The sequence below is a fragment of the bacterium genome (genome assembly GCA_040753555.1).
In the GTDB taxonomy this organism is placed as follows: domain Bacteria; phylum UBA9089; class UBA9088; order UBA9088; family UBA9088; genus JBFLYE01.
Genome location: JBFMDZ010000043.1, coordinates 1 through 14,257, shown reverse-complemented (window position 1 = coordinate 14,257; position 14,257 = coordinate 1). Strand labels below are relative to the sequence as shown.

Here is a 14,257-nt window from a genome sequence, read left to right as displayed (position 1 = left end):
ATTTATTCCCTTCATTTCTAAAAATTAGCCTTCCTGTCAATAGAAAATAACCACAATTTTAAAAAAGAGACCCTAATTTTCCCAAAAATCCTTTCTTTAGCTAAAAAGATATGGGTAAGTTTCAAATTAAAATTCTTGACAGAATATTTTATTTATGCTACTCTATAAATAGTCTAACTTAAATGCAGTAATATAAAACTGCTAATAGGCAGGATAATCTAAAGGTTAGACAACAACTGCAAATAAAAGGTAGCAAAAATGAAAAATGACGAGGCAAAAAACTTCATTGGGTGTTGTGGGATATATTGTGGACTATGTAACAAGTACCAGTCAGAAGCCCCAAGCAGATGTATTGGTTGCAAATTGGGTGAACAACATTCATGGTGTAGTATATGGAACTGCTGTGTAAAGAGACATGGATTTGAGACTTGTAGTGAATGCAAGGAGATATTTCGCTGTGAAATCTTCTTGAGAAGAAAAGTTACAGAATGGATTCCAGCCGCTGATAATTTACGCCAAATTAAAGAAGTCGGTTTGGGAAATTGGTTAAAAGAACAAAAAGAAAGGGAAAGATTGGTAGAGGAACTACTCCAGAATTATAATGAAGGCCGATCAATGAGTTTTTACTGTAAAGTCTGTGCAAGAATGTCAATTGACTTGATTAAAAAGGCAATAAAAGAAGCAAAAGAAAAACTTATAAGAGGAGAAATAGATAAGTCTGATGTGAAATCAAGAACAAAGGTTTTGAAAATAGTAATCAAAGATTTAGCCTTAAAGGCTGATGTTAATTTGAACTGAAAGAATAGAAAGATTTTTATTGTCTAACCCATTGCTGCACCTGACCCATCTAAGGCGGACAGGTGAGCTTGACCGTTATCTGACAAATGATCTCATAAATATTAGGACGAAAGAGGTGCTGAATGAAAGAATCAATATACCTTGAGACTACAGTAGTGAGCTATTATACTTCTAAGCCAAGTCGAGACATCATAGTCCTTGCTCATCAAGAAATTACACGCCAATGGTGGCCTATGGCAGTAGGACGATTTAACATTTTTATATCTTAAGGTTGTAATTGAAGAAGCTGGATTGGGTGATCAAGAAGCGGCTAAAAGAAGGTTAGAAGAACTAAAGGACTTTCCTCATTTGGAATTGAATAATAAAGTTGAGGAAATGGCACAAGTATATATGGAAAAATTAGAAATTCCAGAAAAGTCTTTCCGTGACGCTGCTCATCTTGCTGTTGCCTCTGTTCATAACATTGATTATCTTATAACTTGGAATTGTGCACACCTTGCTAATGGTGAAGTTATTAAGAAGTTAATGAAGATAAACGAGCCCTTTGGTATTCACACACCGATTATTTGCACACCAGAGGAGTTAATGGAGGTGTAACATGTGGCAAGACCCAATTGTCCAAGATGTCCGCAAAGCAGGTGAAGAACTTGCAAAGCAAGCAAATTATGATCTGCACACTTTTTTTCAAAATCTGCGAAACAACGAAAAGAAAGAAAACTTTAAGGTAGTCAGTCAGATAACCAATCGTTGCAGCGGACCGCTGGACAAGCTGCTGCCACTGAACTCAATCGTTAGGCCCATAGGAGGTGAAGTATAAAATGAGTATAGTACAAGAAATTGAAAAGGCAATTACTCATTTACCCAAAGATGACATTGAAAATCAAATATTTGGTCAGGACCCATTGGTTCTTGTAGCCTCAATCTCTCCTGTTTATTACCACAGCTGGGGCTTCCTATGGAAATCTTAATCTCGGCTATAGTTACCAATCTATCATCTGGCAATAAGTGCCGTTTAAGGGCATTGATTTGTTCTTCTTTGGCAATCCAGTATACTGCTTTTCTCCTCATCTTAGCCCATTGCCAGACATCGTCTAAAAGGCGAAACAAAATAATACCTCTGGATAGCGAATGGTAGGAATAATCCCAATAAACAGACCCGTAATAAAGGCTAACCAAGGAGAATGTGTCTTTTCCCATTGAAAGAGGAAGAACAGTGCCCAGATGTCGGATTTCGGATTTCGGATTTCATTTGTTCCATTAAAGCTAAACGCATACAAGCAATGAAATTCCTACTTCTACATAAGGTGAATGAATTATAAAGCACCTGCACATACAAAAATAGTAGACAAAAATTGATATATCTTGTATAATATTATCAAAAAATAGGGGGTGATTGGTCTCGACAGGGGCTATCAGAGGAAGGGTTGCCAGTAAAGTTTGTCTATTCTTTTAAAAATAGACAAAACAATAAGCGCCGATTACGATTTGGCACTTGCTGCTTAAAAGCAGCAACATCCTTTCTAATCTCGCCTCTTGGGTTTTAAAGGATGGCGGAAAGAGGGGCTAGTTTTTTCAATCTTGCTTGAGAATTGAAAAAATGAAATAAAATAAGCTACATCTTTGAATATCCTGTCTATAGGAGATTTAAAGAAAGAGAACAAAATATAGACTATGCTGGTAGATACCTTTTTTGCGATACCTTTGGACGTGGGTTCGATTCCCGCCACCTCCATTAAATAGTTATAAGTCGCAAGAATTAAGTTTAAAGAATAGATATAAGTCGTAAGGATTAAGAATTAAGTTTAAAGGGATGAATTATTTACTTAATCCTTATAGCTTAATCTTTATAACTTCTATGGAAAGGTTAAATATTGCGGAATTACAGGCATTAGATATTCAGGAGCTTTCTGAAAAGGCTCATTCTCTAAATATAGACGCATCCTCAAGGATGAAAAAACAAGACCTCATCTTTGCCATCCTTCAAGGACAGATGGAAAAAGAGGGTCTATTATTTGGTCAAGGTGTTTTAGAAATTCTTTCAGATGGATATGGATTCCTTCGCTCTCCAAATTATAATTATCTTCCAAGCCCTGATGATATATATATTTCTCCATCACAAATAAAAAGATTTAGCCTATTAACAGGTGATACCGTATCAGGCCAAATACGGCCTCCAAAGGACAATGAAAAATTCTTTGCCCTCCTTAAGATAGAGGCGGTTAATTTTGAAGATCCAGAAAAGGCAAGGGATAGAATATTTTTTGATAACCTTACACCACTTTATCCCCATAAAAAGATAAATCTGGAAAGGGACAGTGATATTTCTATGAGGATTATGAACCTATTTACACCCATTGGAAAGGGACAAAGGGGTCTTATTGTTGCAGCTCCAAGAACAGGAAAGACAACAATATTACAAAAGATTGCAAATTCAATAACAACAAATCACCCTGAAATAAAACTGATTGTTTTGCTTATAGATGAAAGGCCAGAAGAGGTTACAGATATGGAGAGAAATGTTCGTGGAACCGTCATATCCTCTACATTTGATGAGCCTCCAGAGAGGCATATTCAGGTTGCTGATATGGTTATTGAGAAGTCAAAAAGGCTTGTTGAGCAGGGGTATGATGTTGTTATCCTTCTTGATTCATTGACAAGGCTTGCAAGGGCTCATAACCTTGTTGCCCCTCAAACAGGAAGGGTTTTATCTGGTGGTATAGAATCTACAGCCCTTTATAAACCAAAAAGGTTTTTAGGAGCAGCAAGGCAGATTGAAAATGGTGGCTCTTTAACCATCATTGCAACATCCATTGTAGAAACAGGCTCTCGGATGGATGATATTATCTTTGAGGAATTTAAAGGAACGGGAAATATGGAGGTCAATCTTGATAGGGCTATTTCTGATAAGAGGATATTTCCAGCCATAAACCTTAATAGATCAGGAACAAGGAAAGAGGAGCTTTTATTAACACAGGATGAGCTTTCAAGGGTTTGGTTATTAAGAAAGGCATTAAGCTCAATGAGCCCTGTTGAGATGATTGAGCTTCTTACAGAGAAGATGAAGCTTACAAAGACAAATAAACAATTCCTTGATATGATAAATAAGATAACTTAATACACGAGACAATAAGCATATACAAATTGACAAAAGATGTTTTTCTTAAATACAATTAAGTTATGATTGGTGCAATTATTGCATTTCTTTATATTGTTATTGCCCTTCTTCTTGTTTTTATTATCCTTATTCAGGCAGGAAGGGGTGGAGGGATAGCAGCTGCATTTGGTGGAGCTACGGTTGAAAATATATTTGGCTCAACAAGGGGAAATGTCTTAACAAGGGCAACAGCCATATTAGCCGCATTGTTTATGATATTTTCTATAATCCTTGTAAGGATGGGGCCTTCAAGCCTTATAAAATCAAAGGGTGCTCCAAAGGGAGAAAGACCTAGTGTTGTTCAGCCAGCTCAACCCCCACAACAGCCCAAGCAATGAAAAAACCATTTTCCTTTGTAACTATTCACCCTATCCATATTTAATCCCAACTGGCACAAGTGATTTACCTATAAAAACGAAAGATAGTGCTTCAATGACATTTTGTCTTTGTTTTCTTATCGTAGATATGTAACCTCTAATCCTACAAAAGAATCTTGCCCCTTCTTCACTCCTAAAACATCCTGATACCTTCTGTTTCACCTTCACCATCCTTACATCTCTTTCAACAAGATTGTTGTCAAAAGGGCAACAAAGGTCATACATAAATCTTAAGGTTTCTCTTTTATATTTCTCCAATCTATCCATAGTGAATTAGTGAATTGGTCTAATCAACCAATCTCTAATCAACTTTTTCGTGCTTTGAATTTAGAATTTCCTGTAGAATTTCCCTAAAAGCAATTTTGTTTCAGTATAAAAGGGTATTCCTTTTCTCCTCCTTCTAATATCTCATCATATCTTTGTTCAAAAGCTTTTATTATCATAGGCTCTAACGATTGTTTACCTTTCTCTTTTGCCTTATTTTTATCTTGAGCAATAGATTCATCATCTTCTCTGTCCAGTTATCCCTTTCTTCTTCATAAGCATAAGTTAATTCCCTTAGATGATGGGCATTACAAAAGGCACGTACATAAATTTTAAAAATCCGAAGCACGAAACAATATCTGAATTAAGCACGAAATCCGAAGCACGAAGCACGAAACAATATCTAAATTCAAAATTCTAAACATTAGCGTTCGTTCCTCTAAATTATATTGTTTTGAATTTTCAATTTTAGTCATTTGAATTTGTTTCGAATTTCGAATTTCATTTGTTCCATTAAAGCTAAACACATACCAAAATTTTAACATTTCTCTTTCAAATGTTTACAGTCAAACCCATTATACCCCTCCCAATGGTCATGAATGGCTATTTGTTTGAATTCTGGTAAAATCCCTATTCTATCCATTGCTTCTTTCCCCCTCTTTTTATCCATCGCATAATAGGTTAAAATCTCTGTTCCTGCACTATGTAGCTCAAAAGCCTCTTATTGTTGCTGGATATTCCTGTCTCATCAAAGTGGACTATGGTCGAGTTTATTATTTACTCCTTGTAACTACTGCATTGTAACGCAAATTATTAAAAGGAAAGAAATTCAATTAAAAATTAGCAATGCAAAACTCAAAATGCAAAATGAACTTTACGGTAATTTTGAATTGATAATTGCTAATTTTGCATTGGACATTGAAATTACTCCTTCGTGGTTTAATCTCTTTTAGTCTAACTGTATATTGCAACAATTTATGCAAGATACTATAAAGCAAAAAGACATTATTTAACTTTTAATGTTCCAAAGCAATAGTCAATTATTCATAAAATATAAAGGATAGAGAGGAGAGGGAAGAATTCATAAGGTCTAATGCTATCTTTGGATAAAGACCAATGAGAAATACCATTATCATAAGGGGAATAATGCTTATCCATTCACGGATGTCCAGGTCAGAAAGGTCTTTGTATTTTTCATTAAGGCTTCCAAAGAATACCTGGCGATACATCCAGAGCATATAGATTGCACCTATGAGGACACCAAAAACAGCACCTCCTGTAATCCAGGGGAAAGTATCAAATGCACCAATGAAGCATAAAAATTCACTTACAAACCCAGAAAGACCAGGAAGGCCGATTGAGGCTAAAACAGCTATTCCCATAATTGCACAATATGAAGGAACAACCTTTGCTATACCTCCAAAACCAAGTATCTCCCTATGATGAGCCCTGTCATAGATAACGCCAACAAGAAGAAAGAGAGAACCTGTTATTATCCCATGGTTAAACATCTGCAGAACAGCTCCATTAAAGCCATTTGTTGTAAAGCTAGACATTCCAAGCAAGCAATAGCCCATATGTGAAATAGATGAGCAGGCAATCATCCTTTTTAGGTCTTTTTGTGCCATTGCAGCAAAAGCACCATAAATAATATTGATAAGACCAAGAATGGCAAGGAAATAAGAAAAATTAAGGGTTACCTCTGGCAATATCCCAAAATTCACCCTCAAAAGCCCATAAGTCCCAAGTTTAAGGAGGACGCCAGCAAGGAGAATAGAGCCAGCGGTAGGGGCTTCGGTATGGGCATCGGGAAGCCATGTATGGAATGGAAATATGGGAACCTTAACTGCAAAGCCAAAGAATAATAAAATCCAGATAAATTTTGCATTTTGTAATATCTCCTGATGTCCAATAAGCTCTGTAATATCAAATGTATTTGTCTGGATAAATATCCAGATGATTCCAATGAGCATAAGGACAGAGCCGATAGCGGTGTAAAGAATAAATTTAATTGCCGCATATACCCTTTTTTCTCCACCCCATATTCCAATGATAAGATACATTGGAATAAGGACAAGCTCCCAGAATATATAAAAGAGAAAGAGGTTAAGGCTTGCAAACACACCAAGCATTCCTGTCTCAAGGATAAGGAATGAGATAAAATAGCCCCTTACTTTATTTTTTATGTTAAAGGAGACAAGGATAGAAACAGGGCTTAAAATAGAGGTTAGAATGAACAATGGAAGGCTCATTCCATCAAGGCCAATATGGTATGAGATTTTGAATAATGGAATCCATGGGATATTTACTACAAATTGAAATAGGGGGTTTTTTTTATCAAAGGCAAGTAAAAGGAGGATTGAGCCAATAAGGGGAATAATTGAAAATAAAAGGCTAAATCCCTTAATGAGCCTTTCATTTCTAAGGAATAAAATTGGAATAACCCCTATTATTGGAAGAAATATTGATAAAGAAAGAATATCCATTATTAAAATTATAATTATTCCATAAATTTTTCGCAATAAAAATACTCTTTTTATTGAAAAACACATTTTATTTGGATTATAATATCCAAATGGAGCTTATCATTATTGGTTCTGGTCCAGCAGGGCTATCAGCAGGGCTTTATGGAAAAAGGCTGGGTCTTGATTGCTTGATTATAGAAGGGAAAAACCCCTCTCAAGCAACCCTTACAGAAGAGCTAGAAAATATCCCAGGAATTCCTAAAATCTCAGGGTTTGATTTTATAGATATTCTTAAGGAACAAGTAAAATCAATTGGGGTTCCTATTACATCCTCTGATTGCAAAAAGATTATAGAAAAAGATGGTCTATTTGAGGTTCATACTGATGATAAAATTTACACAACAAAAAGCATAATTATTGCAACAGGTGCATCTTGTAAAAGGCTAAATATAGAAGGAGAGGAAAGACTAACAGGCAAAGGTGTTTCATATTGTGCTGTTTGCGATGGCCCATTCTTTAAGGATAAGAATGTTGTTGTTGTAGGAGGAGGAGATGCCGCAATTGAGGAGGCTTTATTTCTTACAAAATTTGCAAATAGGGTTTCTGTTATCCATAGAAGGGATGAATTAAGGGCAGCGAAATTGCTTCAGAAAAGGGCTTTTTCAAATGAAAGAATTGAATTTATACTTTCTTCTGTGTTGGAAGAAATTATTGGAGAAAATAGGGTGTCTTCTGTCAAAATAAGAAATCTAAAGACAAATGAGGAGAAAAAAATTGAATGTGACGGTGTCTTTATCTTTGTTGGTCTTTCACCAAATAACGAGATTGCAAGGGGTATATTGTTGCTTTCTGACAATGGCTATATCGTTACAGATGAAGAGATGCATACATCAAAAAGGGGAATATTTGCTGCTGGCGATGTTAGAGAAAAGACCTTACGCCAAGTAATTACAGCCCTTGCAGATGGAGCAAATGCATCATATTCTTCATTTTTATATCTTAAGGAGGATGTATGAAAGAATGTAAGGTAAGTGAAAATCTTAAAAATTGCAATTGCACATATGAACCCTGTTCAAGAAAGGGAATATGTTGCGAATGCCTACGCTATCACTTAAAAATGAGGCAGGTTCCAGCTTGCTTTTTTCCAGCATCTGTTGAAAAAACATACGATCGCTCAATTGAAAGGTTCATCAAAACACAAATTTAAGTATATTTATGGCCCTGTAAATTCCTGGAGATTTGGAGCATCATTAGGCATTGACCTTCTTTCACAAGAAGAAAAGATCTGTAACTTTGATTGCATTTACTGTCAGCTTGGGAAAACTCAAGAATATTCAACAAAGAGGGGGTTTTATGTCAAAGAAGAAGATATTATAAGCGAATTAAAATCCCTTCCCTATTTTAAGATAGACCATATTACATTCTCTGGAATGGGTGAGCCAACCCTGGCAGAAAATCTTGGGGATGCTATAAATGCTATAAAATCCCTCAATATAACACCTATCTCTGTTCTTACAAATTCCTCCCTTCTTAATGATGAAAATGTAAGAAAAGAGCTTTTACTTGCAGATGTTGTATCCTGTAAGATTGATGTATATTCTGAGGAAAATTTTAAGCTGATAAACAAACCAAAGGATATAAGATTTTTAGATATTCTCTCCGGGATTATTAAATTTAGGAAGGAGTATAAGAAAAAGCTATTTCTTCAGATTATGTTTATTAAGGAAAACAGAGACAGGGCTTCTGAAATAAGAAATATTGCTTTAAAAGTTAATCCAGATTGCATTCATATAAACACGCCAAGAAGATATTGCAAAGAATTAGCCCTTTCTCCTTCAGATATAATGAAAATAAAGAAGGAATTTAAAGGGCTTAATGTTCTCTCTATTTATGATAAGGGACAAGAAGATGTAATGCCTTTAAATAAAGAGGAAACATTGAAAAGAAGGGGAGAAATACAAGAAAAACATTGACAAATCTTTATAAAATGATAAAATAGGGGATATAAAGGCTAAAATTATTATATGGATATAGACCTTCAGCTATTTGCAAGCCCGGAGGATGAAGGCAGAACAGAAGAGCCAACACACCGGAGATTAGAAAGGGCAAGAAGGAGGGGTCAGGTTGCAAGGACAGCCGAGCTTTCTCCAACCATTATAACCCTTGCTACAGCTATTCTTTTATTATTCATCGGCTTGTGGATATTCTCATCATTATTGCAATTTCTGTATTCCTCAATTGCAAAAATAAATTCAGACAACCTTAACCCAGAAAGGCTTTATTTGCTCTTTATTGGAATGGGTGTAGATTTTCTAAAGATTACAATTCCCATTATGGCTTGTGCATTCTTTGTCTCCATTTTTTCTGAAGTTTTGCAAACAGGGCTTTATTTTTCCTACTCTGCACTATCCTTTGATCTATCAAAGATAGGCATTAATCTTGGAAGGATATGGCAAAGGATTGTTCCCTCTGCAAAGACACTCATTGAATATGCAAAGGCAATATTTAAGATTTGTGTTATTTCATATTTTGCCTGGAAAACAATAAGCTCTCATTATACTGATATAATCTTTACAATGTCAGGTGAAATAACAGAAAGCTTTTTCTTAATAACCAGACTCTCCTATGATATTATGATAAAATCTGCAATCTTTCTTGCCATTATGGCTGTTCTTGATTACCTATACCAGAAGCACGAATATAAAAGGCAGCTAAAAATGACAAGGTATGAGCTAAAGGATGAAATAAAACAGATGGAGGGAGACCCATTGGTGAGGGCAAGAATTCGCGAGCGTCAGAGGCAAATGGCAGCAAGGAGGATGATGGAGGAGGTAAAGAAGGCTGATGTTGTAATAACAAACCCAACCCATCTTGCTATTGCCATTAGATATGATGCAAGCTCTATGTCCGCACCTATGGTTGTTGCAAAAGGAGAGAGCTTTATTGCAGAAAAGATTGTAGCAATAGCAAAAGAACATAATGTCCCAATTGTTGAGAATAAGCCATTGGCTGAGGCGCTTTATAGGGCTGTTCAGATAGGAGCTGAGGTGGGCGCAGAGTTTTACCAGGCAGTAGCCGAGGTCTTAGCCTTTGTTTGGAAACTAAAGAAGAAATGATGCAATTGCGGATTGCGGATTGCGGATTTTTTAAGTTTTTTAGATGGAAAAAATAGCAGGCCAAACCAATTGGACACAGAGGATGGATTTGCTGGTTGCAACATTTATCCTTTGTATCATTGCGATGATGGTTATTCCCCTTCCACCGTTGCTTATTGATATTCTAATTGCAGGAAACATTATGCTTTCCATAATGGTTATCTTGACGGTAATGTATATCTCAAAGGCAATAGACTTCTCTGTATTTCCATCCCTTCTTCTTATGGCAACCATATATAGGCTTGCCCTTGAGGTTTCAACATCAAGGCTTATCCTTTTAGGTCAGGGTGGGGATATAGGCATAGTAAAGGCATTTGGCTCATTCGTTGTTGGAGGAAACTACATTGTTGGTATAATTATATTTGCCATTCTTACCGTAGTCCAGCTCCTTGTTATTGTAAGAGGAACAACAAGGGTTTCTGAGGTTGCCGCAAGGTTCACCCTAGATTCTATGCCAGGAAAGCAGATGGCAATAGATGCAGACTTAAATGCAGGCTATATTACAGAGGAGGAGGCAATAAAGAGGAGGCAGGAGATAAGAAAGGAGGCAGATTTTTATGGTGCGATGGATGGTGCGGCAAAATTTGTCCAGGGCGATGTTATTGCCGCAATTGTAATTATAATAATAAACATCATTGGAGGGTTGATAATTGGTGTTATTGTAAGGCATGAGCCTTTAGGTGATGCGGTTAGGGCATATACAACATATACAATTGGATGCGGTTTATCTGCCCAAATCCCTGCATTTCTTATCTCAACAGCTACAGGCATCCTTGTCTCAAGAACCTCCTCTGAATTCTCACTTGGCTCTGATGTAATAAGGCAGATTACATCCCAGAGGCAGGCTTTGTGGATTACCGGGGGTGCATTATTCCTCCTTTCATTTACACCCCTTCCAAGGATTCCTCTCCTTACCCTTGCTTGCTTCTGTGCCTTATTAGGGTATATAATGACAAGAAAGGAGGTAAAAAAGAAAAAGGAGGAGGAATTGCAAAAGAAAAAGCAAGAGCTTGAGAGGGTGAAAAAGCCAGAGGCTGTAACCTCCCTTCTCCTTGTTGACCCAATGGAGTTAGAGATTGGATATGGCTTAATTTCCTTTGTTGACCCTGAAGCGGGAGGCGATTTTCTGGATAGGATAACAATGATCAGGAGGCAGGCTGCATTGGAGCTTGGAATTGTTGTTCCTCCTATAAGAATTAGGGATAATATCCAAATTCCAAAGAATGAATACATTATTAAGATAAGGGGGACAGAAGTTGGAAAAGGCTCTCTTAAGATAGAACACTTCCTTATTATGGGAGATAGGGATATGAGTAAAATAGAAGGAGAGGAGGGATTTGAGCCAACATTTGGTATGCCTTGCAAATGGATAAAGGGAGAAAATAAAGAGCTTGCTGAAGAGCAGGGTTTTACCATTGTTGACCCTGCCTCTGTTATGGCTACACATTTAACTGAGATGATAAGAAGGCATTCCACAACCCTCCTTGGAAGGCAGGAGGTAAAGAGCCTGGTAGATAATGTAAAGGAGAAATACCCAAGCCTGGTAGATGAGCTTATTCCAGAGCCATTAAGCCTTGGTGAGCTTCAAAAGGTTTTGCATAGCCTCCTTTCTGAGAGGGTAGGAATAAGGGATATGGTAACCATCCTTGAGACATTGGCTGATTGGGCAGGTAAGACAAAGGAGATTGGCTTTCTTACAGAGAAGACAAGGCAGGCTCTTTCAAGGCAGATAACCCATCAGCACCAGACACCAGATGGAAGGATTTTGGTTATTACAATTGAGCCAAAGCTTGAGGAGAGAATAGCTGCATCCATTATAAAAACAGAGGATGGAGAGAAGGCTAATATTTCACCACAAGAGACAAATGCTCTATTAAAATCCATTCAAGAGGCAATAGGTAAAGAGGGTGCATATCAGCCTGTCCTCCTTACATCGTCAAGGATAAGGAGGTGCTTTAGGAATATTGTAGCACCGTATCTTCCATTTATTTCTGTGCTTTCTTATGATGAGATAGAGGCTGGGGTTAAGGTTACATCAATTGGGATGGTGAGTGTATAAGAAAATCAAAATACAAAAATATAAATATGGCAGAAAAAATAGACATTAATTTTAGAAAAACTTGTACTTGTCTAAATAGTCATATAAATTGTCTTTCTCCAAAGGAATGGGTGAAAGGTCAAGTTGCTATTTGGGAATTATATTATGAAAAGAGAGATATTAGAGATAAAGACACGCATCCAGCTGTATTTCCAATCGCTTTGCCTAAAAAATGTATAGAACTATTTACCCATAAAGGAGAATTGGTTTTTGATCCTTTCGTAGGTATTGGAACCACTCTTATTGCGGCGGGAGATTTAGAAAGAAATGCTATAGGTTTTGACCTAAATAAGAATTACATTGATTTTACCAGCAAGAGGTTTAATCAGACACAGTTAGATTTTGGAGAGAATACAAAACAGATTGCAATTTGTGATGATGCAATCAATATCCCTAAATACCTCAATGAAGGAACGGTTTCGTTGTGCATCTCTTCACCCCCTTATGCCAATATGTTAAATCATGAGCGATTGAATAAAAGTCTCCGTAGTGATCTTCGCGAAAATAAGCACTATAAAAAAGTTCAGCAATATTCAAATAATCCACGAGACCTTGGCACAATGAAACTGAAGGAATATACAGATGCACTTGCTGAAATTTATAAAGGCATATTATCCCTTCTGAAGCCAAAGGCTCATTGTGTACTTAAAATCCCGCAAATTTTAATAACTATGTGATGAAAGCCTTTAAAAATAAACTTGACTTATTTTTTGTTTATAGTTATAATATTACTATGTCATTTAGGGTGAAACAAAAAATTGGTAGCTATATCTATGTCTATGAAGTAGAAAGCTATTGGGATAAGAAGAAAAAACAACCTCGACAGAAAAGGGTTTATTTAGGAAGAGAAGATACAAATACAGGAGAGATTAAGAAAATAAGGGGAAGTTTTAAGCCTAAATATGCAAAGGAGTGGGGGAATATTTATCTTCTTTCTGAGGTAGCAGAAAGAATTGGGCTTAAGAAAGTATTAAAGGAGGTGTATCCAGAGATATGGAAAGAACTCCTTTACATAGCTATATTTGAGATAGTAGAAGCAAAACCCCTTTATCTATTCCAGAAATGGGCAGAAAATTCTTTAGTAAATACGAAAGAGCTATCCTCACAAAGGATAAGTGAAATAATGAGAAAGATAGAAAGAGAAGGAAAGGAGAGAGAAAGGTTTTATAAAAGATGGGTTAAAGAGATAAAGGATATAAAATCCATAGTCTTTGATATAACCTCTTTCTCATCATATTCTAATCTTATAGAGGAGGTTGAATGGGGTTATAACCGTGATGAAGAGCATTTACCTCAAATAAACTTTGGGATGGTAATGGGTGAGCCATCTTCCCTTCCCCTTTTTTATCATATCTATCCAGGAAGTATAAAGGATGTAAGTACCTTAAAGAACATATTTCTTCTGGGAGAATCTTTTGGGATAAAAGAGGTGCTTTTTGTTTTGGATAAAGGATTTTATAGCAAGGAAAACATAAAGGAAATGCAAGGCATAAGGTTTTTAATGCCTCTTCCCTTCAACACTAAACTCTCTCATAATCTTTTATTTTTACATCACAAGAGATTAGACTCACCCCTTAATTCCTTTTCCTTAGAGAAAAAAGTGCTCTTTCATATAGAAGAGAAGGTAGAAATAGAAGGAATAAAGTTAGTTGCTCATATTTACATGGATGAAAGGAGAAAGGCAGAAGAATTAGAGAATTTTCTAAAAAAAATCGTAGAAATAGAAGAAAAGATAAAGAAAAAGGTATGGAACAAAAAGAGGGAGATAGAGGAATACATAGATGAGACTATTAAGGGGGGAGGTAAGTTTTTTCATATATTCTTGTAACTATTCAGTATATCGTATTTTATATGTTTGGCTGTTTTAAAATTCATCCATTCTATAATAAATCCCAAATCCCAAGTTCAAATGTCAAAAAAATGTCCAATTTCCAATGTCCAATATC

The 14,257-nt window shown here is 36.2% G+C and carries 15 protein-coding genes and 1 other RNA gene; 12 read left to right on the top strand and 4 right to left on the bottom strand.

The window, feature by feature from the left end; translation table 11 throughout:
• Positions 1–258 precede the first annotated feature (258 nt).
• Positions 259–798: a DUF3795 domain-containing protein gene (locus AB1630_05315; protein ID MEW6103221.1), complete on the top strand. Its 540-nt coding sequence runs from the start codon at positions 259–261 to the stop codon at positions 796–798.
• 291 nt (positions 799–1,089) lie between these two features.
• On the top strand, positions 1,090–1,395 hold the full coding sequence (locus AB1630_05310; GenBank protein MEW6103220.1) for a type II toxin-antitoxin system VapC family toxin: 306 nt from the start codon (positions 1,090–1,092) through the stop codon (positions 1,393–1,395).
• A 252-nt stretch (positions 1,396–1,647) separates the two neighbouring features.
• Here AB1630_05310 and AB1630_05305 read toward each other — a convergent pair whose 3' ends face one another.
• Positions 1,648–1,866, bottom strand: coding sequence for a hypothetical protein (locus tag AB1630_05305; protein MEW6103219.1), 219 nt, complete (start codon positions 1,864–1,866; stop codon positions 1,648–1,650).
• Positions 1,867–2,183: 317 nt separating this feature from the next.
• Between AB1630_05305 and ssrA the strand changes: the two genes are divergently transcribed.
• From ssrA to secG, 3 genes are all read left to right on the top strand, one after another.
• Positions 2,184–2,533: a transfer-messenger RNA gene (gene ssrA, locus AB1630_05300) on the top strand.
• Positions 2,534–2,608: 75 nt separating this feature from the next.
• The gene (gene rho / locus AB1630_05295) at positions 2,609–3,913 is read left to right on the top strand and encodes a transcription termination factor Rho (protein ID MEW6103218.1); all 1,305 of its coding nucleotides are present in this window, start codon (positions 2,609–2,611) and stop codon (positions 3,911–3,913) included.
• A gap of 62 nt (positions 3,914–3,975) precedes the next feature.
• On the top strand, positions 3,976–4,290 hold the full coding sequence (secG, locus tag AB1630_05290; GenBank protein ID MEW6103217.1) for a preprotein translocase subunit SecG: 315 nt from the start codon (positions 3,976–3,978) through the stop codon (positions 4,288–4,290).
• A 30-nt stretch (positions 4,291–4,320) separates the two neighbouring features.
• Here secG and AB1630_05285 read toward each other — a convergent pair whose 3' ends face one another.
• The 3 genes from AB1630_05285 to AB1630_05275 form a co-directional block, all read right to left on the bottom strand.
• On the bottom strand, positions 4,321–4,596 hold the full coding sequence (locus AB1630_05285; GenBank protein ID MEW6103216.1) for a transposase: 276 nt from the start codon (positions 4,594–4,596) through the stop codon (positions 4,321–4,323).
• 535 nt (positions 4,597–5,131) lie between these two features.
• Complete coding sequence (locus AB1630_05280) at positions 5,132–5,281, bottom strand: transposase (GenBank protein ID MEW6103215.1); 150 nt, start codon at positions 5,279–5,281, stop codon at positions 5,132–5,134.
• A 352-nt stretch (positions 5,282–5,633) separates the two neighbouring features.
• The gene (locus AB1630_05275) at positions 5,634–7,115 is read right to left on the bottom strand and encodes an NADH-quinone oxidoreductase subunit M (GenBank protein MEW6103214.1); all 1,482 of its coding nucleotides are present in this window, start codon (positions 7,113–7,115) and stop codon (positions 5,634–5,636) included.
• 53 nt (positions 7,116–7,168) lie between these two features.
• Between AB1630_05275 and trxB the strand changes: the two genes are divergently transcribed.
• The 7 genes from trxB (at position 7,169) to AB1630_05240 (ending at position 14,139) form a co-directional block, all read left to right on the top strand.
• Positions 7,169–8,074 (top strand): thioredoxin-disulfide reductase, encoded by a 906-nt coding sequence (gene trxB / locus AB1630_05270; protein ID MEW6103213.1) that lies wholly within the window; start codon positions 7,169–7,171, stop codon positions 8,072–8,074.
• Entirely contained in the window at positions 8,071–8,265 is a 195-nt protein-coding gene (locus tag AB1630_05265; GenBank protein ID MEW6103212.1) for a DUF6485 family protein, read from the top strand. Before trxB ends, AB1630_05265 begins: the two co-directional genes overlap by 4 nt.
• Entirely contained in the window at positions 8,237–9,031 is a 795-nt protein-coding gene (locus AB1630_05260; protein MEW6103211.1) for a radical SAM protein, read from the top strand. Before AB1630_05265 ends, AB1630_05260 begins: the two co-directional genes overlap by 29 nt.
• Positions 9,032–9,082: 51 nt before the next feature.
• Positions 9,083–10,174, top strand: coding sequence for a flagellar biosynthesis protein FlhB (gene flhB, locus AB1630_05255; GenBank protein MEW6103210.1), 1,092 nt, complete (start codon positions 9,083–9,085; stop codon positions 10,172–10,174).
• A gap of 43 nt (positions 10,175–10,217) precedes the next feature.
• Entirely contained in the window at positions 10,218–12,272 is a 2,055-nt protein-coding gene (flhA, locus tag AB1630_05250) for a flagellar biosynthesis protein FlhA (GenBank protein MEW6103209.1), read from the top strand.
• 26 nt (positions 12,273–12,298) lie between these two features.
• Complete coding sequence (locus AB1630_05245) at positions 12,299–12,988, top strand: DNA methyltransferase (protein MEW6103208.1); 690 nt, start codon at positions 12,299–12,301, stop codon at positions 12,986–12,988.
• A 68-nt stretch (positions 12,989–13,056) separates the two neighbouring features.
• Positions 13,057–14,139: an IS1634 family transposase gene (locus tag AB1630_05240; protein MEW6103207.1), complete on the top strand. Its 1,083-nt coding sequence runs from the start codon at positions 13,057–13,059 to the stop codon at positions 14,137–14,139.
• Positions 14,140–14,257: the final 118 nt, after the last annotated feature.

Excerpts from the sequence above, each read along its gene's own strand:
- AB1630_05315 (MEW6103221.1), top strand. The coding sequence starts at position 259 with ATGAAAAATGACGAGGCAAAAAACTTCATTGGGTGTTGTGGGATATAT.
- AB1630_05305 (MEW6103219.1), bottom strand. The coding sequence starts at position 1,866 with ATGAGGAGAAAAGCAGTATACTGGATTGCCAAAGAAGAACAAATCAAT.
- rho (MEW6103218.1), top strand. The coding sequence starts at position 2,609 with ATGAATTATTTACTTAATCCTTATAGCTTAATCTTTATAACTTCTATG.
- secG (MEW6103217.1), top strand. The coding sequence starts at position 3,976 with ATGATTGGTGCAATTATTGCATTTCTTTATATTGTTATTGCCCTTCTT.
- AB1630_05285 (MEW6103216.1), bottom strand. The coding sequence starts at position 4,596 with ATGGATAGATTGGAGAAATATAAAAGAGAAACCTTAAGATTTATGTAT.
- trxB (MEW6103213.1), top strand. The coding sequence starts at position 7,169 with ATGGAGCTTATCATTATTGGTTCTGGTCCAGCAGGGCTATCAGCAGGG.
- AB1630_05265 (MEW6103212.1), top strand. The coding sequence starts at position 8,071 with ATGAAAGAATGTAAGGTAAGTGAAAATCTTAAAAATTGCAATTGCACA.
- flhB (MEW6103210.1), top strand. The coding sequence starts at position 9,083 with ATGGATATAGACCTTCAGCTATTTGCAAGCCCGGAGGATGAAGGCAGA.
- flhA (MEW6103209.1), top strand. The coding sequence starts at position 10,218 with ATGGAAAAAATAGCAGGCCAAACCAATTGGACACAGAGGATGGATTTG.
- AB1630_05245 (MEW6103208.1), top strand. The coding sequence starts at position 12,299 with ATGGCAGAAAAAATAGACATTAATTTTAGAAAAACTTGTACTTGTCTA.